This is a genomic window from Pseudomonas anguilliseptica (assembly GCF_021375795.1).
Taxonomy (GTDB): domain Bacteria; phylum Pseudomonadota; class Gammaproteobacteria; order Pseudomonadales; family Pseudomonadaceae; genus Aquipseudomonas; species Aquipseudomonas anguilliseptica_A.
This window is the reverse complement of the sequence record NZ_JAEIOI010000001.1, coordinates 1,070,937-1,094,216: the sequence shown is the minus strand read 5'-3', so window position 1 is coordinate 1,094,216 and position 23,280 is coordinate 1,070,937. Positions and strand designations below refer to the sequence as shown.

Here is a 23,280-nt window from a genome sequence, read left to right as displayed (position 1 = left end):
GCCTAAGTGCGGCGACCAAAAGCGGATTAGTTCAGCTGCTCGACGCGGATACGCACAACGCTGCCGACCACATCTTCAAGCGCCTCAAGTGCGCTGATGGCCTCGTTGATCTGCGCTTCGAGCACGCGATGCGTGACCAGGATCATCGGCACCAGGCCGTCCTGCTCCTCTGCTTCCTTCTGCATGATCGACTCGATGTTGATGCCACGCGCCGACAGGATGCTCGCCACCTGAGCCAGCACGCCCGGATGGTCCTTGGCCTGGATGCGCAGGTAATAAGCGCTCTCGCAGGCTTCGATCGGCAGAATCGGGTGATCGGACAGCGAGTCCGGCTGGAAGGCCAGGTGCGGCACACGGTTGGTCGGATCAGCGGTCAGCGCACGCACAACGTCAACCAGATCGGCGATCACCGAAGACGCGGTCGGCTCCATGCCAGCACCAGCACCGTAGAACAGCGTGCTGCCTGCAGCATCGCCATTGACCATCACCGCGTTCATCACGCCATTGACGTTGGCAATCAGGCGATCCGCCGGGATCAGCGTCGGGTGTACGCGCAGCTCGATACCGGCGTCAGTGCGACGAGCCACACCGAGGTGCTTGATGCGATAGCCCAGCGCTTCGGCGTAGTTCACGTCGGCAGTGGTCAGCTTGGTGATGCCTTCGGTGTAGGCCTTGTCGAACTGCAGCGGGATACCAAAGGCGATGGACGCCAGGATGGTCAGCTTGTGCGCGGCGTCGATACCCTCAACGTCGAAGGTCGGATCAGCTTCGGCATACCCCAGCGCCTGCGCTTCGGCCAGCACATCGGCAAAGGCACGGCCTTTTTCGCGCATCTCGCTGAGAATGAAGTTGCCCGTGCCATTGATGATACCGGCCAGCCAGTTGATCCGATTGGCCGCCAGGCCTTCACGAATCGCCTTGATCACCGGGATACCGCCAGCAACCGCCGCTTCGAAGGCGACGATCACGCCTTTTTCACGGGCCTTGGCGAAGATTTCATTGCCGTGCACGGCGATCAGCGCCTTGTTCGCGGTGACCACGTGCTTGCCATTGTCGATGGCCTTGAGCACCAGCTCCTTGGCCAGGGTGTAACCACCAATCAGCTCAACAACAACCTCGATGTCCGGGTTATTAACCAGCTCGAAGACATCCTGGGTAATGGGGGTACCGGTAATGTCGCACTGCGGGTTCTGCGAACGCAGGGCAATCTGCGCCACTTCAATACCACGCCCGGCACGACGCGCGATTTCCTCGGCGTTGCGCTTGAGCACATTGAACGTACCGCCACCGACGGTACCCAGCCCACAGATGCCTACTTTCACCGGTTTCACACTGAACTCCCCATCTGCACTGCGTAAAACGGCCGGAGCAAGCCCCGGCCGTAGAAAAAGAGCCGCACCATACGAAGCGGCTGTTTAATAGTCAATCAGGCGCACGCCTCAGATCACTTGGATTCCAGAGCAATTTTCGCCAGCTGCGGAGCCGGCTGATAACCCGGAATAATCTTGCCGTTGGCCAGCACGATGGCCGGCGTGCCGCTGACCCCGATCATCTGACCCAGGGCATACTGCTTGGCGACCGGACTGTCGCATTGCGCATCGGCTACGCTCTGACGGGTTTTCGCACGGTTCATCGCATTCTGACGATCCTTGGCGCACCACACGTTCGACAGCTCCTTGGCCGCCGGACTTTCCAGACCCTGACGCGGGTAGGCCAGGTAACGCACTTCAACACCCAAGCGGTTCAACTCAGGCACTTCGCTGTGCAATTTCTGGCAATAGCCGCAATCGGTGTCGGTAAACACGGTGATATGAGTCTTGGGTTGCTTGGGCGCAAACACCACCATTTCTGCAGCAGGAATGGCCTCCAGCAGCTTGACCACACCCTTGCTCTCGGCCGCTTCGGTCAGGTTGACCGGCTTGCCATCCTTGACCTGAAACAGGTAGCCCTGCAACAGGAACTGGCCATCTTCACTGGCATACAGCTGGCGGCCACCTTGCAGCTGAACTTGGTACAGACCGGTCATCGGGCTTTCGGCAATAGCTTCGATTGGCAGCTCAGGGTCAATCGCCTTGAGCGTGCTACGGATAGCCTGATCAGGATCGGCAGCAACGCCAATGGTGCTGACCAGGCTCAAGGCCAACGTGACAACAATGCGGTTGAAACGCATACAAACTCCTGTCGAAAGACACTCTGACGAATAATAGGCACAGCCTACCATAGAAGCCCGAACAGACCGACCACGGCAGGCCAGGCGGCACTCTCAGCCGCGCGGGTGGTGCTGCGCATGCAGCTCTTGCAACCGCGCCCGGGCGATATGGGTGTAGATCTGCGTGGTCGACAGATCGCTGTGCCCAAGAAGCATCTGCACCACGCGCAAATCAGCACCATGGTTGAGCAAATGGGTGGCGAACGCATGGCGCAAGGTGTGCGGCGACAGGCTCTTGTTGATCCCCGCCACCTTGGCTTGGTGCTTGATGCGATACCAGAAGGTTTGCCGAGTCATCTGCTCGCCACGCAGACTGGTAAACAGCACATCACTGGGCTTGCCATCCAACAGAAACGGCCGCGCCTCCTTGCTGTAACGTTCAATCCAGGCAATCGCCTCTTCTCCCAGCGGCACCAGGCGCTCCTTACTGCCTTTGCCAAACACCCGCAGCACGCCCTGGCGCAGGTTAACCTGCTCCAGCGTCAGACCAATCAGCTCACTGACCCGCAGGCCACAGGCATACAGCACCTCCAGCATCGCCCGGTCGCGCAGGCCAATCGGATCGTCCAGCTCCGGCGCGGCCAGCAACGCCTCGACATCCGCCTCGGACAGCGACTTAGGCAGTGGCCGCCCCAGCTGCGGCAAGTCAACCTGCAAGGTCGGATCACGACTGATCAACTGTTCACGCAGGAGAAACCGGTAGAACCCGCGCAACCCCGAGAGCAGCCGCGCCGTGGAGCGCGCCTTGTAGCCTTCGTTCAGGCGCCAGGCCAGGTGATCCAGAATAAGTTCACGCCCAACATCTGCCAGCTGTACATCACGCGCCTGCAACCAACCATTGAACAACGCCAGATCACTGCGATACGCCGCCCGCGTATGAGCTGACAAGCCCTTTTCCAGCCAGAGCGACTCCAGAAAACGGTCAATCAATGGATGATCAATAGCAGGCATCAGACAACCTCGTTGGACAGTTCGGCTAGTGTCCACGAGCACAGCAGCCTCGGCCAGCCTCATACAGCGCATCTGCCGACAGAATGCAGCCGACCAACGGTCGCCAGACCACCCCTTAAAGCCAACGTCACCCTATCTTTGGGTGGGTGACAGACAGCAGCTTGCAGACCATGATTGCATCACGCCACTACAGCACAATGGGCCCACGCAATGTCCAGCCAACAGCATTCACGCCTTGGTCAGATTTTGATCAACAAGGGACTGATTAACCGCGGTCAGCTGGATGCTGCCATCAAACTGCAACTCACCAGCCAGAAGCGCCTGGGCGAAATTCTTGTCGAACAGGGCTTGCTGAGCGAACGCCAGCTGAAAAAAGCCCTCAGCAAACAAAGCAACCTGCGCCTCGCCGCCACTCTGATTGCTGCATTGCTCACCCCCTTCCAGATCGCCAGCGCTGACGCGCCGCGCTCGCAAGTCAGCGCGGTCAGCCAGGAGCAGACACCGCGAGGCCTGCGCCCCTTGAGCGACCTGGAAATGAGCAATGTCAGCGCCCAAGGCCTCGACGATGTGCTGCAGGGCCTGTTTCTTCAGGCCGGTAGCGGCGACGGCCTAGGCACCGTAGGCCAACTGAGCAAACTGGTGATGCCGGTACTGAGCAGCCTTGAGGCAGAAACCTCGATGAAAGACGTGCAGTACGACACCAGCAAGCTGACCTCGGTGATCAACGCTGATGGCTCGGTCAATGTGCGCCTACCCAGCTCGATTGGTGAATTGCGCTTCGACAATATCCGTGTCGCTGGCGCACCACAGGGCCAAAGCATGGGCAGCATCAGCCTGCACGATATCGACCTGTCGCAGGCCTCCCTGAAGATCAGCCTGCATCAGTAGGAACAGGGCCTACGCTCAGCACGGCAGCACAGGCACCGGTTTCTGCTGCTCATCGATCGCAACAAAACTGAACACACCACTGATCGCCCGCTCGCGGGCGTCACTGTTCATGCTTTCGACAAATACCTCGACCTCAACCTTGAGGCTGGTGGTGCCTACCTTGATCACCCGACCAATCAGCTCGACGATTGAGCCGGCCGGTATCGCGTGCTTGAAATCGATGCGATCCGACGACACCGTCACCAGCGGCAAGCGACAGAAGCGCGTGGCAGCGATAAACGACACTTCGTCCATCCAAGCCAGCGCCGTACCACCGAAGAGGGTGTTGTGATGATTGGTGGTCGGCGGAAATACCGCCTTGGCCACGCGAGTTTCCGATAATGCGGTGCGCCGCTGAATTTCCTGCTCTCTCGGGGTCATGCCACTACTGCCAGATTCAATCGGATGTGGCTGCCACAGTGCCGCGGGTTCTTATGGTTATTTTCACGCTGCCAAATGGGCAGTGTTGAGGCCGGGAAAAACTCACCAGTCACCGGCGCAGAAACGAAAAAAGCAGCCCGAAGGCTGCTTTTTTATTGGAAAAACAAGCCTTAGCTCAGTTTTTCCTTGATGCGAGCTGCCTTACCGGACAGGTCACGCAGGTAGTACAGCTTGGCTTTACGTACGTCACCGCGACGCTTCACAGCCAGGCTGTCGACCAGCGGGCTGTAGGTCTGGAAAGTACGCTCAACGCCAACACCGTTGGAGATCTTGCGAACAGTGAACGCACTGTTCAGACCACGGTTACGCTTGGCGATAACAACACCTTCGAACGCCTGCAGACGCTGACGGTCGCCTTCTTTCACTTTAACCTGGACAACAACAGTGTCACCTGGTGCGAAAGTCGGGATCACTTTGCTCATCTGCTCAGCTTCGATCTGCTGAATAATCTTGTTGGTCATGCTGCGCTCCTAAGACAGGCCTTGGCCGGTCATCGATACATTAACTATCGTCCCGCTGGCGGACGTATTCCTCCAGCAGCTTTTTCTCTTCTCCAGAAAGCGAGCGGCTTTCCAGAAGATCGGCGCGTCGCTCGTAGGTCCGACCAAGGGACTGCTGCAAACGCCAACGCCGGATGTGTTCGTGGTTGCCACTAAGCAACACTTCGGGAACACGTTTATCCGCATACACCTCCGGACGGGTGTAGTGCGGGCAGTCGAGCAAGCCATCCGTAAAGGAGTCTTCCTCGGCCGAGTCTGCATGACCCAATGCACCAGGCAAAAGGCGCGTTACCGCGTCGATCAGCACCATGGCCGGCAGCTCACCGCCAGACAGGACGTAATCCCCAATCGACCATTCTTCATCGACATGCGCCTCAATAAAGCGCTCATCGATGCCTTCGTAGCGACCTGCGATGAGGATTAAAGCCTCTTCGTTAACCAGTTCGCGTACTGCTGACTGCGTCAGCTGGCGACCTTGCGGCGACAGGTAAATCACCTTGGCCGCACCACCTGTAGCCTGCCTTGCGTCAAGCAAAGCATCTTCAAGCGGTTTGATCTTCATCACCATGCCTGGGCCACCACCAAAAGGCCGGTCATCAACGGTGTGATGGCGGTCCGTGGTGTAGCTGCGCGGATTCCAGCAGGTCAGTTGCAACAAGCCCTGCTTCACCGCTCGGCTGGTAATGCCGTACTCGCTGATAGCGGCAAACATTTCCGGGAACAACGTAATAACTTCAACGCGCAGATTTGACATCAGGCTTAGAAGTCCGCGTCCCAGTCGACCCGCATTTCGCCAGCAGCCAGATCAATCGACAGCACGCATTGCTCGATATAGGGCAACAGGCGCTCACGACCGTCCAAACTGTCGGTGCAGGGTTTGACCACCATCACATCGTTGGCACCAGTCTCAAACAGGTGATCAACCTTGCCGAGCAATTGCCCTGCCTGATCAATGACCTTGAGGCCTTCCAACTGATACCAGTAGTAATCGCCGTCGCTGAGTTCCGGTAACTGGCTACGGGGTACACAAATGTCAAAACCCGCGAAGGTACGAGCCACTTCGCGATCATCCAGACCCTTAAGCTTTGCCACCAGGACTTTGCCCTGCAAACGTCCACTGGCTACTTCAACTTGCTTAACCTCGCCGTCACGCTTGAGCGTCCAGTGAGGGTAATTGAGCACGTTGGTCAGAGGCTCGGTAAAGGAATAGACCTTCACATCACCCTTTACGCCATGCACCGAGACAATCTTGCCGAGAACTACAAGGTCCTCGGCGGGAGCTGGCGTCATGCTCATGATGCTTAGGCTGCAGCCTTAGCAGCTTCCTTGAGCAGCTGAGCTACGCGCTCAGACGGCTGTGCACCTTGACCGAGCCAGTAAGCGGCACGCTCTTGGTTAACAGACAGTTTGACTTCTGCACCCGAAGCAACCGGGTTGAAGAAACCAATACGCTCAACGAAGCGACCATCGCGCGCATTGCGGCTGTTGGTCACGGTCAGGTGGTAGAACGGGCGCTTTTTGGAGCCGCCACGGGCAAGACGGATGGTTACCATTGAACTTCTTTCCTGTAGTCGGTGCTGCAAAACTGAAATGCAAGCATAGGGCACTAGGCCCGAAAGGCCGCATATTCTAAGGATTATCCGGCTTTTTGCAAATCTCTTTTTCAAGCCGCCGGTCGGTGCTGACTGTGCATCAGGCTGGCAAACAATCTCGCCAACCCGCACGCCGTCTTTATTACTGCTATTACAGCTTCGGCAGACCGCCCGGCATCATCCCACCCATGCCGCGCATCATCTTGGCCATACCGCCTTTAGCAGTGAATTTTTTCATCATCTTCTGCATCTGTTTGTGCTGTTTGATCAGGCGGCCGATGTCCTGCACCTGCGTGCCGGAACCCATGGCAATACGGCGCTTGCGCGAGCCACTGATGATCTCCGGATCGCGACGCTCGGCCGGCGTCATCGAATTGATGATCGCCTCCATCTGTTTAAACTGCTTCTCGGCCGCGCCCTGGGCATTGCCCATCTGCGCCAGATTGACGCCACCCATCTGCGGCAGCTTGTCCATCAGGCCGCCAAGGCCGCCCATGTTTTTCATCTGCTGCAACTGGTCACGGAAGTCTTCGAGATCGAAGCCCTTGCCCTTCTTCAGCTTCTTGGTGAGTTTCTCGGCCTTTTCGCGATCCAGGGTCTGTTCAGCCTGCTCGATCAGACTGAGCACGTCACCCATACCAAGAATGCGCGAGGCAATCCGGTCCGGATGGAAGGGCTCCAGCGCCTCGGTCTTCTCGCCCATGCCGATGAACTTGATCGGCTTGCCGGTGATATGCCGCACCGACAGCGCGGCACCACCACGGGCGTCACCGTCAACCTTGGTCAGTACGACCCCGGTCAGCGGCAGCGCATCATTGAACGCCTTGGCGGTGTTAGCCGCGTCTTGCCCCGTCATGGCGTCGACCACGAACAGGGTTTCCACCGGTTTGATCGCAGCATGCAGCGCCTGGATTTCCGCCATCATCTCGGCATCAATGGCCAGACGACCGGCAGTATCCACCAGCACTACATCGATAAATTTGAGCTTGGCTTCCTTGATCGCCGCCTCGGCAATCGCCACCGGCTTCTGACTGATGTCAGATGGGAAAAAGGTCACGCCAATATCATTGGCCAGGGTTTCCAGCTGCTTGATCGCAGCCGGACGGTAAACGTCAGCCGAGACCACCATCACGGTTTTCTTCTTGCGCTCTTTAAGGAAGCGCGCCAGCTTGCCGACGGTGGTGGTCTTACCCGCGCCCTGCAGACCCGCCATCAGCACCACGGCGGGCGGCACGGCATTGAGCGCAAGGTCTTCGTTGGCCGCGCCCATCAGCTCTTCCAGCTCGGCACGCACGATCTTCACGAATGCCTGGCCTGGGGTCAGGCTCTTCGAGACCTCAGTACCGACCGCACGATCCTTGACCTTATTAACGAAGTCCTTGACCACAGGCAGTGCCACGTCGGCTTCCAGCAAGGCCATGCGCACTTCGCGCAGCGTATCCTTGATGTTGTCTTCGCTCAGCTTGGCCTTGCCAGTGACATTACGCAGGGTCTGTGAGAGGCGATCTGTCAGATTTTCAAACATGCTCGTTCCTTTCAGGCTCAGCTGAGCCGAGGGTAGGCTTGTAACAGGCGGCGGATTATAGCGAAGAGTGGCCGGCTCTGTTGACGTTTCATCGCGACCGAGCCAGAGCCTTTGGCACAGCCAGATGCTTTCGTGGCGCGGCGGTTGTATGCCACACTGCGCGTCTTCCGGGTTTGCCTGACAAGGATTTATGCACCCTCTGCTACCCAGCCTCGCCGCCGCCTGCTTCTACGCGGCAGCCGCGTCTTACCAGGGCCTGCGCCTGCAACAGCGCAGCACCATCAACAAGCGCCTGCTGGTTGTGCTCGGCGTTTTCGCCCTGCTGTTTCATACCAGTAGCCTGTTCATGCAGATGTACAGCCCAACAGGCCTGTCACTGGACTTTTTCAATGCCGCCAGCCTGATTGCCGCCTCGGTCATTTTGCTGACCCTGCTGGCCTGCGCGCGCATCCCCGTGGAAAACCTGCTGATTCTGCTGTTCCCATTAGGTTTTCTGACCGTCCTGCTCGCGCAGTTCATGCCCAGCGGCACAAGCCGGCCGATTGATGAGGCTCCTGGCATCCTGGCGCATATCCTGCTGTCCGTAACGGCTTACGGCATGCTGACCATCGCCGTGTTCCAGTCGCTGCTCCTGCTGCTGCAGGACCATCAGCTCAAGCACAAGCACCCCTCCGGGCTGATCAAGAACTTCCCGCCGCTGCAGACCATGGAAAGCCTGCTGTTCGGCTTCCTCTGGGCTGGCTGGGCACTGCTGTCGCTGTCACTGCTGTCCGGCGCGCTGTTTATCAATGACCTGTTTGCCCAGCACCTGGCGCATAAGACCTTCCTGTCATTCTTCGCCTGGGTGGTATTTGCCGTGCTGCTGTGGGGTCGCCATCAACTAGGCTGGCGCGGCCATAAAGCGATTCGCTGGACCCTGGCCGGCTTCTGCCTGCTGATGCTGGCCTATTTCGGCAGCAAGCTGGTCCGCGAATTCATCCTGCACATCTGACGCCCAAGGTCACTGCGTGGACAACATACACCCCAGTTTCCTCTTCGGCCTGCTGATCTTTCTGCTGCTCTGCTCGGCATTTTTCTCCAGCTCAGAAACCGGCATCCTCAGCCTCAACCGCTATCGCCTCAAGCACCTGGCGAAAGAAGGTCATCGCGGCGCCAAGCGTGTCAGCGCTTTGCTGAGCCGCCCGGATCGCCTGCTGGGCACCATTCTGATCGGCAATAACTTCGTCAATATCCTGGCCTCGTCCATTGCCACTGTTCTGGCTCTGCAGTTGTGGGGCGAGGCTGGCATCGCGATTGCCACCATTGGCCTGACCCTGGCCCTGCTGGTGTTCGGTGAAATCACACCCAAGACCCTGGCCGCCCTGCGCCCGGAAGCAGTGGCCTACCCGTTCAGCCTGCCATTGCTGCTGCTGCTCAAACTGTTCTACCCGCTGGTCATTCTGCTGGGCTGGATCAGCAATGGCCTACTCCGACTGATGGGCGTCGACCCCACCAGCAAGAGCAGTGACAGCCTGACCACCGAGGAGCTGCGCAGCGTGGTGCGCGAGTCCGGCCATGAGCTGCCGAAAAACCGCCAGAACATGCTACTCGGCATTCTCGACCTGGAGCGGGTGACAGTCGATGACATCATGATCCCGCGTAACGAAGTCACCGGGATCAATCTGGAAGATGACCTCGACAGCATCATCAACCAGCTGACGAACACCACACACACCCGCCTGCCGTTGTTTCGCACGGACATCAATCAGATCGAAGGCATCGTGCACATGCGCCAGATCGCTCGCCTGCTGACGCATAACCAGCTCAGCAAGGACGCACTGCTGGCCGCCTGCAACGAACCCTACTTCGTACCGGAAGGCACGTCGCTGTCGACCCAGCTGATCAACTTCCAGAAGCAGAAGCGACGCATCGGCATCGTGGTGGACGAATATGGCGATGTCATTGGCATCGTCACCCTGGAAGACATCCTCGAAGAAATCGTCGGCGACTTCAGCAACCAGGACACCCTGCGCAGCCCGGATATCCACCCCCAGGAAGACGGCACCCAGGTGATCGACGGCGCGGCTTATATCCGCGAGATCAACAAGGCATTGGATTGGCACCTGCCCAGCGACGGCCCGAAGACCCTCAACGGTCTGATTACCGAAGCCCTGGAAAGCATTCCCGATAGCGCGGTATGCCTGAAGATCGGCCCTTACCGCCTGGAAATCCTGCAAGCCGCCGAGAACCGGGTAAAAAGCGTGCGCATCTGGCAGGCCAACGCCAAACCTAAGGCTGCGCCGCCGGCAGCAGACTGAGGGCCAACCCCTCGGCCCACACGCGATACCCCAGGGCTGATGGGTGATAACCATCACGCGCCAGGTACTCGGCGGAAAACTCCAACTCGACCGCGTGATGCCCCGCTCCCTGACGCGTAGCCAGCCGGCGCAGACATGCATCCAGCAAAGCGGCACGCATGCCGAGCAAACGCCGCAGCAGCCAGGGCAAGGCCGTGAAATGCTGCAGCGGCGGCACACTGCTAAACGCCACCCGAACACCGCGAGCAGTCAAGGCTTGCGCCATACCGCCAAGCGCCGCCTCCCACCGCAGCAGAGACGTCAGATGAGTAGTGTCGTTGACGCCAAACACCAGCAGCGCCAGATCAAAGGGTTGATCCAGCACCTGCGGCAACAGCCGCTCATAGGCCTGCGTGGCGGTAATGCCGTTTTCACCGCACGCACGCCAGGCAACCGGACGACCGCTGCGCACAGCCAGCGCTGCAGCCAACTGCGCGACCAGCGCGGCATGCAGCTCATCCACCCCCACTCCAACCACGGTCGACTCACCCAACACCAGCAGACGCAATGGCTCGCCGGGCAAATCCGCGCCCGCCACACCATTCAGCGGCCCGCGAGCAGGCGGTAAACGCAGCGCGTTACGCCGCGTGTGCACCGCCAGCGGCAAGGCAATCGGTGCCAACAGCGCCAAGCCTAGCCACCAGGCATAGGCGCGTAACGCACTCACAGTTCGACCTTGACCGCCTGCGCCGCACGCGTGGCCTTGGCCCGCGCCGCTTGTAACGACTCATCTCGCGCCAGCGCCACACCCATGCGCCGCTGACCACTGACTTCCGGCTTGCCGAACAGGCGCAGAGCAGTATCCGCCTCGGCCAGGGCCGCGCCGAGGTTGCCGAAGCTGACTTGCTGAGATTCCCCCTCAACCAAGATCACCGCAGAAGCCGATGGGCCGAACTGACGAATGGCTGGAATCGGCAAACCGAGAATCGCCCGCGCGTGCAGGGCGAATTCGGACAGATCCTGGGAAATCAGGGTGACCAGGCCGGTGTCGTGAGGGCGCGGCGAAATTTCGCAGAACCACACCTGATCACCTTTGACGAACAGCTCTACACCGAACAGCCCGCGCCCACCCAGCGAGCCGGTCACCGCCAGAGCGATGCGCTCAGCTTCAGCCTGCGCCTTGGCGCTCATCGGCTGCGGCTGCCAGGACTCCTGGTAATCACCCTTGACCTGACGATGGCCAACCGGCGCACAGAAGGTGGTGCCGCCACTGTGGCGCACGGTAAGCAGCGCGATTTCATAATCAAAATCGATAAAGCCCTCGACGATCACCCGGCCCTTGCCGGCACGCCCACCGGCCTGGGCGTAATCCCAGGCGGCTTGCAGGTCATCCAGACTTTTCAGCACCGACTGGCCCTTGCCGGAAGAACTCATGATCGGTTTGATCAGGCAGGGAAAACCAATCGCCTCGACCGCCGCGCGACACTCGTCGAAGGAATCGGCAAAGCGGTAAGGCGAGGTCGGCAGACCCAGCTCTTCAGCGGCCAAGCGGCGGATGCCTTCACGGTTCATGGTCAGCTGTGCAGCGCGGGCGCTGGGGATGACGGTGAAACCTTCGTTCTCCAGCTCGACCAGGGTTGCGGTGGCAATCGCCTCGATTTCCGGGACGATGTAGTGCGGCTGTTCCAGCTCGATCACCGCACGCAGGGCGGCGCCGTCGAGCATATTGATCACATGACTGCGGTGCGCCACCTGCATGGCCGGTGCGTTGGCGTAACGGTCCACGGCAATCACCTCGACGCCGAGGCGCTGTAGCTCGATCACCACCTCCTTGCCCAGCTCGCCAGAGCCACACAACAGCACGCGGGTCGCGCTCGGCGACAAAGGGGTTCCGATACGGGGCATGGGGAGTCCTCAAACTGATCAAGAAAGTTACAGCAGAATGCCTTTGGCTTTGGCCCGCTCATGACAGCGCATCAGCACCTCGCGGCGCTCGCTGTTGTCCATCAGGCTCCAGCGGGTGATTTCGGCCACCGAACGCTGGCAACCAATGCAGATATCTTCATCGTCAAGCGCGCAGACATGCACGCAGGGCGAGGCGACGGGGCGTTCGTTGCTCATGAGTCGTCCTGCACCGCCAGATCACGGGCATAGCGTTGAGCGTTGCGCACGTAGTGTGCGGCGCTGGCTTCGAGCATCTTTTTCTGCGGCTCGGTCAGTTCACGCACCACCTTGCCGGGCGAGCCCATCACCAGCGAACCATCAGGAATTTCCTTGCCTTCGCCAATCAGGCTGTTGGCGCCAATGATGCAGTTCTTGCCGATTTTCGCGCCATTGAGGATCACCGCATTGATGCCGATCAGGCTGTAATCGCCCACGGTGCAGCCGTGCAGCATGGCGTTATGGCCAATGGTCACGCCCTTGCCGATAGTCAGCGGAAAACCCATATCAGTGTGCATCACCGTGCCGTCCTGCACGTTGCTGTTCTCGCCGATATGAATCAGCTCGTTGTCGCCGCGCAGCACGGCGTTAAACCATACGCTGGCCCCCGATTCCAATTTAACCTTGCCCACCAGGGTGGCATTAGGTGCAACCCAGCTCTCTGGATGGGCGTCGACGCTGGACGAACCCAGTCGATATTTCATGGTTGCTTCCTCATAAGCTCAGGTGAGCTTGATAAAGTGCTCGGGGGGCTGATGCATATCGATATGCACATCATCGAACACCAGGTTGACCAACTCGACCAGCATGATCGCCGTCAGCCCCCAGATTTTATATTCGCCATAGCGGTAACTCGGCACATACCAGCTGCGCCCGAGATAATCGATACGGTGGGTGGTTTCCCGCGGGTCGTCGCGAAAGAATGCCAGCGGCACGGCAAACACCGCAGCAATCTCACCGTCATTGGGCCGGTATTCGACAAAATCCGGCACCAGACCTACGTAGGGTGTGACCTTGATACCGTGCCGCGATACCAGCGTACTGAGCGGCCCCACCACCTCAACCAGGCCCGGCGGCAGGCCGATCTCCTCCTCAGCCTCACGCAGGGCGGTCTGTACCAGATCAGCATCCTCAGGGTCGCGCCGGCCACCGGGAAAGGCCACTTCGCCACTGTGCGTGGACAAACCACTGGCGCGCAGCGTCAGCACCACTTCCGGCTCGTCGCTGCGGGTGATGGGCACCAGCACTGCAGCTTCAGGGTAGTGTTTATCGATCTGCAAACTGAGCGGGCTATAGCCGCGCATGCGATGGAGCAACTCGTCCAGCATGGGGATTCTCGGTCTTTTATTCTGCCGTCGATCATGGCATGAAAGCAGCGCACGGCCCAAGCCCCGCACCGCCGCCAAGCATCATTCAGGCGCTCGATAACCAAGTGTTCAGGTCGCTTGCCGAGCACCCGGCATGCACGCCAAGATAGCCGACACGCAGCGAGGACCTGGCATGAAGTTCTGTAGCAATTGTGGCGGCCCGATCAGCCATATCATCCCGCAGGGCGACACTCGCCTACGTCATGTCTGCGCACAGTGCCAGACCGTGCATTACCAGAACCCGCGCATTATTGCCGGCTGCCTGCCTGTATGGGGCGAACAGGTATTGCTGTGCCGCCGCGCCATCGAACCACGGCGTGGCTACTGGACCCTGCCGGCCGGGTTTATGGAAAATGGTGAAACCCTGGAACAGGCCGCCGCCCGTGAAACCCATGAAGAAGCCTGCGCCCGCGTACGCAGCCTGAGCCTCTATACCCTGTTCGACCTACCGCACATCAATCAGGTGTACATGCTGTTTCGCGCCGAACTGGTCGACCTGGACTTTGCCCCGGGCGAGGAGAGCCTTGAGGTGCAGCTGTTTGACGAACAGGACATCCCCTGGTCAGAGCTGGCTTTCCCGACCATCGGGCGTACCTTAGAATGCTACTTCGCGGATCGCCTGCAGCAGCACTACCCGGTCCGCAACGAGCCGCTTGAAGCCTTGCGCGCACATTACAAGAAAGCCTTTTGATCCATGGGAATTACGATGCGCTGGTTGTTCGCCCTACTCTGCCTGACCGTTGCTCTGACTGGCCACGCCAACACCACCCCAAGCCTCAACGGCAAAACCATCGACAAGGTGCTGGTGGTCAAATCCGAGCGCAAGCTGCACTTGATCAGCCGCGGCGACACGCTCAAGTCCTACCGTATTTCATTGGGCAAACAGCCGGAGGGTGCCAAGCAGCGCGAAGGCGATCTGCGCACCCCGGAAGGCTTCTACTGGATCGACTGGCGCAAGACCAGCGACAAGTACAACCTGTCCATGCACATCTCCTACCCCAACGCCCGCGACCAGGCGCAAGCCCGTGCCAAGGGCGTACCGGCCGGCGGCATGATCATGATCCACGGCACGCCGTTGGACGAGGAATACCCCGAATGGTTCTTCCACACCCTGGACTGGACCGAAGGCTGTATCGCCATGAAGAACATCGACATGCGTGAGGTCTGGTCACTGGTCAAAGATGGCACACTGATCGAAATCCGACCCTGAGCGGCAGGCACAAAAAAGGCACCTTGAAGGTGCCTTTTTCATGTTCGGACGCAGAGTCCTGCGGGCCTGCCGCAGCCGCTCAGCACTTAGAACTGGATGTCTGAAAGACGCCATACCTCGAAGGCGGGCGTCTCATAGGGATGCTGCTTTTTCATGGCCTTGACCGCATCGTGGATCAGCTCGTCGGCCACCACCAACTCAACTTTCCACTCCGCCACCTGCGTCACCTGCCCTGGCTGCCCGATAAACGGCTGACTGCCTTCCAGGGCACGAAACTGCCCCTGCCCAAGCACCTGCCAACAGCACTGATCATACTGACCGATACGGCCACCACCCGCGCTGAACACGGCGGATTTCACCGTTTCCAGATGGGTTTCAGGCACATAAAAACACAGTTTGTACATCGAAGTCCCCACCGGCAAGACTGATTAAAACAGCGCGCTAATGATGCCACACAACAATGGCACTTTGCCCTATTGGCGGTTCGCGAGGCGCATCACACTTGCTTCCTATGACCTGTTCCTTGGCTGAGCGTTCAATCCTGACACACGCTACAGACCACGCCAGAAGCGCCGCCAGCGGGCCCTCAAGCCCTGCACTGGCTGGTTATGCCGGCCATCACAATAGGGTAGGCGCTGTGATTGGCCACAGCGGCACAACAGCAGAAACTGTTCACGCTCAGGCTGCAGCTCAAGCGCATCAGGGCAGGCGGAAATACAATCGGGAAGCTGGGGCGAACGCCCGCAGCGGCACAGCAGCAAGGTATCACCAGGTTTGACCTGGCGCACCTCAGGCAGAACAGAGTATTGCGGCTTCACACGTCCTCTCCCGCCCTTCGGGCACCCTCTCCCACAAGCGGGAGAGGGTCAGCAGAGGGCCGCATTGCGGCCGCTGTTAATCCACCCACACGCGGGCGTTGCGGAACATGCGCATCCAGCCTGCATCTTCCTGCCAGTCATCCGGCTTCCAGGAGTTCTGCACGGCGCGGAATACCCGCTCCGGGTGCGGCATCATGATGGTCACGCGGCCGTCACGGCTGGTCAGACCGGTAATCCCGCGCGGCGAACCGTTCGGATTGGCCGGGTAGGTTTCGGTGACTTTGCCGTGGTTGTCGATAAAGCGCATGGCCACGCAGCCGGACAGATCCGCCTCAAGCAAGGCTTCCTCGTTCTCGAACTCGGCATGACCTTCGCCGTGGGCGATGGCGATTGGCATACGCGAACCAGCCATGCCTTGCAGGAAGATCGATGCCGACTCCTGCACTTGCACCATGGCCACACGCGCTTCGAACTGCTCGGAGCGGTTGCGCACGAAATGCGGCCAGAACTCGGTACCGGGGATCAGCTCGTGCAGGTTGCTCATCATCTGGCAGCCGTTGCACACGCCAAGGGCAAAGCTGTCCTTGCGCTCGAAGAACGCCTGGAAGCCATCGCGGGCGCGGCTGTTGAACAGGATCGACTTGGCCCAGCCTTCGCCGGCACCCAGTACGTCGCCGTAGGAGAAACCGCCGCAGGCGACCAGGCCCTTGAACTCTTCAAGACTGACGCGACCGCTGAGGATATCGCTCATATGCACGTCGATCGCACTGAAACCCGCGCGATCGAAGGCCGCAGCCATTTCCACCTGACCGTTGACACCCTGCTCACGCAGAACAGCGATCTGCGGGCGCACACCCTTGCGGATATACGGCGCGCTGATGTCCTGATTGACGTCAAAGCTGAGCTTGGCCGACAACCCCGGGTTTTCCTCATCGAGGATGGCGTCGAACTCCTGCTCGGCGCACTGCACGTTGTCGCGCAGACGCTGAATCTGGTAGCTGGTTTGCGCCCACTGACGCTGCAGCAAGCGGCGCTGGCCGCCGAATACCGGCTGACCGTTGAAGCTGATCGCCACGTCATCGCTGTTGACCGGCTGACCGATCACCGCCACACAGTCGCCCAGACCGGCGGCGCTGAACTGCGCCAGCACTTCCGGGGTAGCGTCCTGATGCACCTGGATCACCGCGCCCAGCTCTTCGTTGAACAGCACGGCCGCCAGCTCAGCGCGGTCGTCGGCCAAGGCATCGAGGAACAGGTTCAAGCCGCAATGGCCGGCAAAGGCCATTTCCAGCGCGGTCACCAGCAGGCCGCCGTCGGAACGGTCGTGGTAAGCGAGAATATGGCCGTCAGCATTCAGGCCCTGGATCACCGCGAAGAAGGCCTTGAGGTCTTCGGCGTCATCCACATCGGGTGCCTGGGTGCCGAGCTTGCCGTACACCTGGGTGAGGATCGAGGCGCCCATGCGGTTCTGCCCACGGCCCAGGTCGATCAGGATCAGGTCGGTTTCGCCCTTGTCCATGCGCAGTTGCGGAGTCAGGGTCTTGCGAATATCGCTGACCGGGGCAAAGCCGGTCACCACCAACGACAACGGCGAGGTTACGCTCTTATCCGCGCCTTCATCGCGCCACTGGGTTTTCATCGACATCGAGTCTTTGCCCACCGGAATGGTGATGCCCAGCTCGGGGCACAACTGCATGCCGACCGCTTTCACGGTGTCGTACAGGCGCGCGTCTTCGCCCGGGTGGCCGGCAGCGGCCATCCAGTTGGCGGACAGTTTGATGTCGGAGAGTTTTTCGATGCGCGAGGCCGCCAGGTTGGTCAGCGTCTCGCCAATCGCCATACGCCCGGAGGCGGCGGCGTCCAGCAGCGCCAGCGGTGTGCGCTCGCCCATGGCCATCGACTCACCGGTGTACACATCGAAGCTGGTGGCGGTCACGGCGCAATCGGCCACCGGCACCTGCCACGGACCAACCATCTGGTCGCGAGCAACCAGACCGGTAATGGTGCGGTCACCAATGGTGATCAGGAAGCTCTTGCTGGCCACGGCCGGGTGATGAAGTACGCGAGTTACCGCGTCGTCGATATCCACACTAGCGGCAGCAAAATCGTCGCCCAGCTCGGCTTCGCGGGTCACCGAACGGTGCATGCGCGGCGGTTTGCCGAGCAGCACTTCCAATGGCATGTCCACCGGGGTGTTGGCGAAGTGGCTGTCAGTTACGGTCAGGTGAGCTTCTTCGGTGGCTTCGCCGACGACCGCAAACGGGCAACGCTCGCGCTCGCAAATGGCTTTGAACCGTTCGAAATCGACAGCGCTGACGGCCAGTACGTAACGCTCCTGGGACTCGTTGCTCCAGATTTCGTGCGGGGCCATGCCCGGCTCGTCATTCGGCACGTTGCGCAGTTCGAAACGGCCGCCACGGCCGCCGTCATTGACCAGCTCCGGGAAGGCGTTGGAAATACCACCGGCGCCAACGTCATGGATAAAGGCAATCGGGTTGGCGTCGCCGAGCTGCCAGCAACGGTCGATGACCTCCTGGCAACGGCGTTCCATTTCCGGGTTTTCGCGCTGTACCGAGGCGAAATCCAGGTCAGCCGAGCTGGCACCAGTGGCAACCGACGACGCCGCGCCGCCACCCAGGCCGATCAGCATGGCCGGGCCGCCGAGCACGATGAGCTTGGCGCCCACGGTGATCTCACCTTTCTGCACGTGATCTGCACGAATGTTGCCCATGCCGCCGGCGAGCATGATCGGCTTGTGGTAGCCGCGCACTTCGTCGCCATGGGGCGTGCTGATCGCTTGCTCGAAGGTACGGAAGTAGCCGGTCAGCGCCGGACGGCCGAATTCGTTGTTGAACGCCGCGCCGCCCAGCGGGCCTTCGATCATGATGTCCAGCGGGGTCACGATGCGCTCGGGCTTGCCGTACGGCACTTCCCACGGCTGTTCGAAACCCGGGATGTTCAGGTTGGAGACGGTAAAGCCGGTCAACCCGGCCTTCGGCTTGGCGCCACGGCCGGTGGCGCCTTCGTCGCGGATCTCGCCGCCGGAACCGGTGGACGCACCGGAGAACGGGGAAATGGCGGTCGGGTGGTTGTGGGTTTCCACCTTCATCAGAATATGCACCGGTTCCTGCACCGCGCCGTACTGGCGGGTTTGCGGATTCGGGAAGAAACGGCCAGCGGTGTGCCCGACGATCACCGAGGCGTTGTCTTTGTAAGCGGACAGCACGTTCTCGCTGTGCATCTGGTAGGTGTTCTTGATCATACCGAACAGCGACTTGTCCTGGCTTTCGCCGTCGATATCCCAGCTGGCATTGAAGATCTTGTGGCGGCAATGCTCGGAGTTGGCCTGGGCGAACATCATCAGTTCGATGTCGTGGGGGTTGCGCCCGAGCCCTTGGAAGGCATTCAGCAGATAGTCGATTTCATCTTCGGCCAGGGCCAGGCCCAGCTCGACGTTGGCCTGCTCCAGTGCTGCACGGCCGCCGCCAAGAATGTCGATCGCCGTCAACGGTTTGGGCTGGGCGTGGCTGAACAGCGCAGCCGCGCCTTCGAGGTTATCCAGCACCAGTTGGGTCATGCGGTCATGCAGCAGATCCGCCACCTGCTGCGCTTCGTCCGCATTCAACTCGCCGCTGACGTAGTAGGCCAAACCGCGCTCGATGCGCTGAATCTTCGCCAGGCCGCAGTTGCGGGCGATGTCGCTAGCCTTGCTCGACCAGGGCGAGATGGTGCCGAAACGCGGAATGGTCAGGAACAGGCGGCCATTGGGCTCCTGCACCGGCACACTCGGGCCGTACTTCAGCAAACGGGCCAATACCTGCTCTTCGTCGGCGTTAAGCACGCCAGACACTTCGGCGAAATGCGCGAACTCGGCATACAGGCCGGTGACCGCAGGAACCTTGCTGGTCAGTTGTTCAAGCAGTTTGCCGTGACGGAAAGCAGAAAGGGCGGGAGCGCCGCGCAGGATCAACATCGGGGACAGCCTCTGGGAAGGGGTGTACTTTGAGGCCGTGCATTCTAGCCTAAAGCGTCGCCGACAGCACCCGTGGCGGCCAGGCTCTGTTAACCGCATCGGACAAGCCGCCCGTGCCCTGCAAATGGGCGCCTCCCGCAGGCTCGACGCCGCGCAGCGCTAACAGAGACGACCGTTGCTGTCGATATATGGCGCGCAGCAGGCTTTGCGTATACTGCGCCAATGTTTGCCCAATCTGCGTTCCGTGCGCGCTGCGCCTGCTGGCTGTCGGTGATCGGAATCCTCCTGCTGCTCGGCGGCTGTGCTGAAGAACCCAGCACACTCGAGCGCGTTCAGGCGGAGGGTGTACTGCGGGTGATCACCCGTAACAGTCCGGCCACCTACTTTCAGGACCGAAACGGCGAAACCGGCTTCGAATATGAGCTGGTGAAGCGCTTTGCCGACGATCTGGGCGTCGAACTGCAAATCGAAACCGCCGACAACCTCGACGAGCTGTTTGCCAGCCTGAACCAGCCCAACGGCCCAGTGCTCGCTGCTGCCGGCCTGGTGCAAAGCGACGGACGGCAAACCCAGGCGCGCTTCTCCCTGCCCTACTTGGAAGTCACCCCGCAGGTGATCTACCGCAACGGCCAACAACGCCCGACCCGTCCGGATGATCTGCTCGGCAAACGCATTCTGGTGCTTAAAGGCAGCAGCCACGCCGAACAGCTGGCGGCACTCAAGCTGCAATTACCCGAACTGAGTTATGAAGAGTCTGCAGCAGTAGAGGTGGTCGACCTGTTGCGCATGGTCGATGAAGGGCAGATAGACCTGACCCTGGTCGACTCCAACGAACTGGCCATGAATCAGGTGTATTTTTCCAACGTGCGCGTGGCGTTCGACCTCGGTGATGCACAGAACCTGGCCTGGGCCACCGCTCCCGGGGAAGACCGCAGCCTGCTCGACGAGATGAACGCCTTTATCGAGCGTGCGCAGAAAAACGGCAGTCTGCAACGCCTCAAGGACCGCTACTACGGCCACGTCGACGTCCTCGGCTACGTCGGCGCCTACACCTTCGCCCAGCACCTGCAGCAGCGTCTGCCGCGCTACGAGAAGTACTTCCGCGAAGCAGCCCAGGCCAATCAGGTCGATTGGCGCCTGCTGGCGGCCATGGGCTATCAGGAGTCCCTCTGGCAACCCAACGCCACCTCGAAGACCGGCGTACGTGGACTGATGATGCTGACCCTGCGCACGGCCCAGGCCATGGGCGTATCGGATCGTCTGAACCCCAAGCAGAGCATCGCCGGCGGGGCCAAATACATCGTGCATGTGAAAGACCAGCTGCCGGAGAGCATTCAGGAGCCCGATCGCACCTGGTTCGCCCTGGCCGCTTACAACATCGGTGGCGGCCACCTGGAAGATGCGCGCAAGCTCACCGAGGCCGAAGGCCTGGACCCGAACAAGTGGCTGGATGTACAGAAAATCCTGCCGCGCCTCTCGCAGAAGCAGTGGTACAGCAAAACCCGTTACGGCTATGCCCGTGGCGGCGAACCGGTGCACTTTGTGCGCAACATCCGCCGCTACTACGACATCCTCACCTGGGTGACCCAGCCGCAGCTGGAAGGCTCGCAGTTGGCCGAGAGCAGCCAGCACCTGCCAGGCATCGACAAGCGCCAGCCCAACGAACAGACCCCGCCGTTGTAAACCCCGCTACCGCTGCTCGCGCCGCGCCTTGAAGAACGCACTCAGCGCCGCACCGCACTCCTCAGCCAGCACCCCGCCCTCGATCAACACCCGGTGATTGAGAAATTCCTGGCTGAAAAACTGTCCTCGGCTGATCGCCACCCCGGCCTTGGGTTCGGTGGCGCCATACACCACGCGCTGTACCCGTGCATGCACGATCAGCCCGGCGCACATGCTGCACGGTTCCAGGGTCACATACAGAGTGCTGCCCGGCAGGCGGTAGTTGCTCACGGTTTGGGCGGCGGCGCGAATCGCCACCATCTCGGCGTGGGCGCTGGGATCATGGGTGGAGATCGGGCAGTTAAAACCGCGCCCGATAATTTCACCCGCCTGCACCAGCACGGCGCCGACCGGCACCTCACCCAAAGCGGCGCCTTCGGCGGCCAGAGCCAGGGCCTCGCGCATAAAGTGCTGATCCTGGCTGCGATCAATGATCAGGGGTTGGCGCACGCTTAAACGACCTCGATTGATGCCATCAGACCGGTTTCCATATGGTCAATCACATGGCAATGGAACATCCACACCCCGGGATTATCCGCGACCAGCGCGACGCGTGCGCGCTCATTCTTGCCCAGCAGGTAAGTGTCGGTGAAATACGGGATGATCGATTTACGATCCGATGCCAACACTTTAAACGTCATGCCGTGCAGATGGATCGGGTGCTGATACTGACTGAGGTTACGCAGCTCGAAGATATAACTCTTACCCAGTTGCAGGCGGGCAATCGGCCGGTCGGCGCAGGTCTTGTCATTGATATCCCAGGCCTGACCATTGATCTGCCAGAAGCTGTGCGCAGCGCCCTGCGCCAGCCCGGTCGATACCGCGCCCGCCCACTCAAAGTTGAAATTGATGATTTGCGCATTGGCCAGGTCCGGCTCAGCCACCGGGTTGGCTGGCAGCGCAGGCGGCCACTCACCCACCCCTTCGGCATTGGGCTGCGCCCGCAAGGTCGCCAGGCGCAATGGCCCGTTACGCAGCGCCAGCTCTGTACCCGCGACGGGCACCTTCAACCCCAACTCGATACGCATCCCCGGCCCCAGCCAGTATTCCTTGCCCAGCGGTCGCGGCTCGACCGGATTGCCATCCAGCGCATAGATGCGCGCATCCGCACCAGGCAGGTTGAGGCGATAAGTCAGAGTGTTATCCAGATTGATCAGGCGCAGACGCACCACCTGCCCGGCAGGTAAATCCAGGGTCGGCGCGTGCACACCATTGACCGTACTCAGGCGCCCCGGCGTACCGCCGCGCGCCGCCTCGCGCGGCACGCTGAAATCAGTAAAAGCGCCCTGCCCGTCGATATGCCAGCTTTTCAGATTCAGCACGTGATCGTGGATAAACCCTGTTGGCTCACGCTCCTCGACAATCAACGCACCGACTAGGCCACGCCCCAGCTGCTCGCCGCTGGCGACATGCGGGTGATACCAGAAGCTGCCGGCGTCGGGGGTGATGAAGCTGTAATCGAAGAACTCGCCCGGCAGCACCGGCGCCTGCGACACATAAGGCACGCCGTCCATCTCCAGCGGCAGACGGATGCCATGCCAATGAATAGTGGTCGGCACGTCCAGCTTGTTAATAAAGCGCACACGCAAACGCTCGCCCTGCAGGCAGCGCAACTCCACACCAGGAGCCTGACCGCCGTATGCCCAGGCCGGCGTGCGATGCCCCGGCACCAGCTCGATATCCAGCGGTGCGGCGATCAGCTCGTAGTCGTGAGTCGCCACATTTTCCGGGCGACCCAGCCAGTAGCGAACACCGCCAGCACCAAGGCCAACGACACCTAAGCCAGCCAGGCCGACCAGCATTTGTCTGCGGGTAAAAGACATTGAGA

At 60.5% G+C, this 23,280-nt stretch carries 25 protein-coding genes; 6 read left to right on the top strand and 19 right to left on the bottom strand.

Features of this window, described 5'->3' with window-relative positions; all coding sequences use genetic code 11:
- Positions 1-26: 26 nt before the first annotated feature.
- The 3 genes from IOD17_RS05045 to xerD all read right to left on the bottom strand — a co-directional run bounded on the left by IOD17_RS05045 (position 27) and on the right by xerD (position 3,160).
- Positions 27-1,331: a homoserine dehydrogenase gene (locus tag IOD17_RS05045; RefSeq protein ID WP_233683983.1), complete on the bottom strand. Its 1,305-nt coding sequence runs from the start codon at positions 1,329-1,331 to the stop codon at positions 27-29.
- Positions 1,332-1,444: 113 nt separating this feature from the next.
- Positions 1,445-2,170 carry a bifunctional protein-disulfide isomerase/oxidoreductase DsbC gene (dsbC, locus tag IOD17_RS05040; RefSeq protein WP_233683982.1) on the bottom strand — a complete coding sequence of 242 codons (726 nt, stop codon included), beginning with the start codon at positions 2,168-2,170 and terminating at the stop codon, positions 1,445-1,447.
- Positions 2,171-2,263: 93 nt separating this feature from the next.
- Entirely contained in the window at positions 2,264-3,160 is an 897-nt protein-coding gene (xerD, locus tag IOD17_RS05035; RefSeq protein WP_233683981.1) for a site-specific tyrosine recombinase XerD, read from the bottom strand.
- 210 nt (positions 3,161-3,370) lie between these two features.
- On the opposite strand from xerD, the gene IOD17_RS05030 reads away from it, so the two are divergent.
- Positions 3,371-4,048, top strand: coding sequence for a hypothetical protein (locus IOD17_RS05030; protein ID WP_233683980.1), 678 nt, complete (start codon positions 3,371-3,373; stop codon positions 4,046-4,048).
- Between the two features lie 15 nt (positions 4,049-4,063).
- Here IOD17_RS05030 and IOD17_RS05025 read toward each other — a convergent pair whose 3' ends face one another.
- The 6 genes from IOD17_RS05025 to ffh all read right to left on the bottom strand — a co-directional run bounded on the left by IOD17_RS05025 (position 4,064) and on the right by ffh (position 8,145).
- Complete coding sequence (locus tag IOD17_RS05025; RefSeq protein WP_233683979.1) at positions 4,064-4,468, bottom strand: acyl-CoA thioesterase; 405 nt, start codon at positions 4,466-4,468, stop codon at positions 4,064-4,066.
- Between the two features lie 170 nt (positions 4,469-4,638).
- Entirely contained in the window at positions 4,639-4,989 is a 351-nt protein-coding gene (rplS, locus tag IOD17_RS05020; protein WP_233683978.1) for a 50S ribosomal protein L19, read from the bottom strand.
- 40 nt (positions 4,990-5,029) lie between these two features.
- Positions 5,030-5,782, bottom strand: coding sequence for a tRNA (guanosine(37)-N1)-methyltransferase TrmD (trmD, locus tag IOD17_RS05015; RefSeq protein ID WP_233683977.1), 753 nt, complete (start codon positions 5,780-5,782; stop codon positions 5,030-5,032).
- 5 nt (positions 5,783-5,787) lie between these two features.
- Entirely contained in the window at positions 5,788-6,324 is a 537-nt protein-coding gene (rimM, locus tag IOD17_RS05010; protein ID WP_233683976.1) for a ribosome maturation factor RimM, read from the bottom strand.
- Positions 6,325-6,329: 5 nt separating this feature from the next.
- Complete coding sequence (gene rpsP / locus IOD17_RS05005) at positions 6,330-6,581, bottom strand: 30S ribosomal protein S16 (protein WP_090442998.1); 252 nt, start codon at positions 6,579-6,581, stop codon at positions 6,330-6,332.
- A 190-nt stretch (positions 6,582-6,771) separates the two neighbouring features.
- Positions 6,772-8,145, bottom strand: a complete 1,374-nt coding sequence (ffh, locus tag IOD17_RS05000; protein ID WP_233683975.1) for a signal recognition particle protein — start codon at positions 8,143-8,145, stop codon at positions 6,772-6,774.
- Positions 8,146-8,335: 190 nt separating this feature from the next.
- On the opposite strand from ffh, the gene IOD17_RS04995 reads away from it, so the two are divergent.
- Both IOD17_RS04995 and IOD17_RS04990 read left to right on the top strand, forming a co-directional pair.
- Positions 8,336-9,136 (top strand): cytochrome C assembly family protein, encoded by an 801-nt coding sequence (locus IOD17_RS04995; RefSeq protein WP_233683974.1) that lies wholly within the window; start codon positions 8,336-8,338, stop codon positions 9,134-9,136.
- Positions 9,137-9,152: 16 nt separating this feature from the next.
- The gene (locus tag IOD17_RS04990) at positions 9,153-10,442 is read left to right on the top strand and encodes an HlyC/CorC family transporter (RefSeq protein ID WP_233683973.1); all 1,290 of its coding nucleotides are present in this window, start codon (positions 9,153-9,155) and stop codon (positions 10,440-10,442) included.
- Here IOD17_RS04990 and IOD17_RS04985 read toward each other — a convergent pair.
- Genes IOD17_RS04985 through IOD17_RS04965 form a run of 5 tightly spaced genes read right to left on the bottom strand, consistent with a single transcriptional unit; the run spans position 10,414 to position 13,690 of the window.
- Entirely contained in the window at positions 10,414-11,148 is a 735-nt protein-coding gene (locus IOD17_RS04985; RefSeq protein WP_233683972.1) for an SGNH/GDSL hydrolase family protein, read from the bottom strand. The genes IOD17_RS04990 and IOD17_RS04985 overlap by 29 nt on opposite strands.
- A complete protein-coding gene (gene purT / locus IOD17_RS04980) occupies positions 11,145-12,326 on the bottom strand; it encodes a formate-dependent phosphoribosylglycinamide formyltransferase (RefSeq protein ID WP_233683971.1) in 1,182 nt (393 codons plus the stop codon). The genes IOD17_RS04985 and purT overlap by 4 nt, the downstream gene beginning before the upstream one ends.
- Positions 12,327-12,353: 27 nt before the next feature.
- Positions 12,354-12,542 (bottom strand): DUF1289 domain-containing protein, encoded by a 189-nt coding sequence (locus tag IOD17_RS04975; RefSeq protein WP_233683970.1) that lies wholly within the window; start codon positions 12,540-12,542, stop codon positions 12,354-12,356.
- Complete coding sequence (locus IOD17_RS04970; RefSeq protein WP_233683969.1) at positions 12,539-13,066, bottom strand: gamma carbonic anhydrase family protein; 528 nt, start codon at positions 13,064-13,066, stop codon at positions 12,539-12,541. Before IOD17_RS04970 ends, IOD17_RS04975 begins: the two co-directional genes overlap by 4 nt.
- A gap of 18 nt (positions 13,067-13,084) precedes the next feature.
- The gene (locus IOD17_RS04965; RefSeq protein WP_233683968.1) at positions 13,085-13,690 is read right to left on the bottom strand and encodes a CoA pyrophosphatase; all 606 of its coding nucleotides are present in this window, start codon (positions 13,688-13,690) and stop codon (positions 13,085-13,087) included.
- A gap of 172 nt (positions 13,691-13,862) precedes the next feature.
- Between IOD17_RS04965 and IOD17_RS04960 the strand changes: the two genes are divergently transcribed.
- On the top strand, positions 13,863-14,420 hold the full coding sequence (locus tag IOD17_RS04960; RefSeq protein ID WP_233683967.1) for an NUDIX hydrolase: 558 nt from the start codon (positions 13,863-13,865) through the stop codon (positions 14,418-14,420).
- 15 nt (positions 14,421-14,435) lie between these two features.
- On the top strand, positions 14,436-14,939 hold the full coding sequence (locus tag IOD17_RS04955) for a L,D-transpeptidase family protein (RefSeq protein WP_233683966.1): 504 nt from the start codon (positions 14,436-14,438) through the stop codon (positions 14,937-14,939).
- 86 nt (positions 14,940-15,025) lie between these two features.
- Here IOD17_RS04955 and IOD17_RS04950 read toward each other — a convergent pair whose 3' ends face one another.
- The 3 genes from IOD17_RS04950 to purL form a co-directional block, all read right to left on the bottom strand.
- Complete coding sequence (locus tag IOD17_RS04950) at positions 15,026-15,343, bottom strand: YqfO family protein (RefSeq protein ID WP_233683965.1); 318 nt, start codon at positions 15,341-15,343, stop codon at positions 15,026-15,028.
- Between the two features lie 147 nt (positions 15,344-15,490).
- On the bottom strand, positions 15,491-15,727 hold the full coding sequence (locus IOD17_RS04945; protein ID WP_233684522.1) for a CDGSH iron-sulfur domain-containing protein: 237 nt from the start codon (positions 15,725-15,727) through the stop codon (positions 15,491-15,493).
- Positions 15,728-15,833: 106 nt separating this feature from the next.
- On the bottom strand, positions 15,834-19,730 hold the full coding sequence (gene purL, locus IOD17_RS04940; protein ID WP_233683964.1) for a phosphoribosylformylglycinamidine synthase: 3,897 nt from the start codon (positions 19,728-19,730) through the stop codon (positions 15,834-15,836).
- Positions 19,731-19,952: 222 nt separating this feature from the next.
- Here purL and mltF point away from each other — a divergent pair, with 222 nt between their 5' ends.
- Positions 19,953-21,413: a membrane-bound lytic murein transglycosylase MltF gene (gene mltF, locus IOD17_RS04935; RefSeq protein ID WP_233683963.1), complete on the top strand. Its 1,461-nt coding sequence runs from the start codon at positions 19,953-19,955 to the stop codon at positions 21,411-21,413.
- A 6-nt stretch (positions 21,414-21,419) separates the two neighbouring features.
- Here mltF and tadA read toward each other — a convergent pair whose 3' ends face one another.
- Together tadA and IOD17_RS04925 are read right to left on the bottom strand one after the other, a co-directional pair.
- Positions 21,420-21,902, bottom strand: a complete 483-nt coding sequence (gene tadA / locus IOD17_RS04930) for a tRNA adenosine(34) deaminase TadA (protein WP_325175657.1) — start codon at positions 21,900-21,902, stop codon at positions 21,420-21,422.
- Between the two features lie 2 nt (positions 21,903-21,904).
- Positions 21,905-23,275, bottom strand: coding sequence for a multicopper oxidase family protein (locus IOD17_RS04925; protein WP_233683962.1), 1,371 nt, complete (start codon positions 23,273-23,275; stop codon positions 21,905-21,907).
- Positions 23,276-23,280 lie beyond the last annotated feature (5 nt).

Coding starts and splice junctions, on each gene's coding strand:
- dsbC (WP_233683982.1), bottom strand. CDS start 2,170: ATGCGTTTCAACCGCATTGTTGTCACGTTGGCCTTGAGCCTGGTCAGC.
- xerD (WP_233683981.1), bottom strand. CDS start 3,160: ATGCCTGCTATTGATCATCCATTGATTGACCGTTTTCTGGAGTCGCTC.
- IOD17_RS05030 (WP_233683980.1), top strand. CDS start 3,371: ATGTCCAGCCAACAGCATTCACGCCTTGGTCAGATTTTGATCAACAAG.
- IOD17_RS05025 (WP_233683979.1), bottom strand. CDS start 4,468: ATGACCCCGAGAGAGCAGGAAATTCAGCGGCGCACCGCATTATCGGAA.
- rplS (WP_233683978.1), bottom strand. CDS start 4,989: ATGACCAACAAGATTATTCAGCAGATCGAAGCTGAGCAGATGAGCAAA.
- trmD (WP_233683977.1), bottom strand. CDS start 5,782: ATGTCAAATCTGCGCGTTGAAGTTATTACGTTGTTCCCGGAAATGTTT.
- rimM (WP_233683976.1), bottom strand. CDS start 6,324: ATGAGCATGACGCCAGCTCCCGCCGAGGACCTTGTAGTTCTCGGCAAG.
- rpsP (WP_090442998.1), bottom strand. CDS start 6,581: ATGGTAACCATCCGTCTTGCCCGTGGCGGCTCCAAAAAGCGCCCGTTC.
- ffh (WP_233683975.1), bottom strand. CDS start 8,145: ATGTTTGAAAATCTGACAGATCGCCTCTCACAGACCCTGCGTAATGTC.
- IOD17_RS04995 (WP_233683974.1), top strand. CDS start 8,336: ATGCACCCTCTGCTACCCAGCCTCGCCGCCGCCTGCTTCTACGCGGCA.
- purT (WP_233683971.1), bottom strand. CDS start 12,326: ATGCCCCGTATCGGAACCCCTTTGTCGCCGAGCGCGACCCGCGTGCTG.
- IOD17_RS04975 (WP_233683970.1), bottom strand. CDS start 12,542: ATGAGCAACGAACGCCCCGTCGCCTCGCCCTGCGTGCATGTCTGCGCG.
- IOD17_RS04970 (WP_233683969.1), bottom strand. CDS start 13,066: ATGAAATATCGACTGGGTTCGTCCAGCGTCGACGCCCATCCAGAGAGC.
- IOD17_RS04965 (WP_233683968.1), bottom strand. CDS start 13,690: ATGCTGGACGAGTTGCTCCATCGCATGCGCGGCTATAGCCCGCTCAGT.
- IOD17_RS04960 (WP_233683967.1), top strand. CDS start 13,863: ATGAAGTTCTGTAGCAATTGTGGCGGCCCGATCAGCCATATCATCCCG.
- IOD17_RS04955 (WP_233683966.1), top strand. CDS start 14,436: ATGCGCTGGTTGTTCGCCCTACTCTGCCTGACCGTTGCTCTGACTGGC.
- IOD17_RS04950 (WP_233683965.1), bottom strand. CDS start 15,343: ATGTACAAACTGTGTTTTTATGTGCCTGAAACCCATCTGGAAACGGTG.
- purL (WP_233683964.1), bottom strand. CDS start 19,730: ATGTTGATCCTGCGCGGCGCTCCCGCCCTTTCTGCTTTCCGTCACGGC.
- mltF (WP_233683963.1), top strand. CDS start 19,953: ATGTTTGCCCAATCTGCGTTCCGTGCGCGCTGCGCCTGCTGGCTGTCG.
- IOD17_RS04925 (WP_233683962.1), bottom strand. CDS start 23,275: ATGTCTTTTACCCGCAGACAAATGCTGGTCGGCCTGGCTGGCTTAGGT.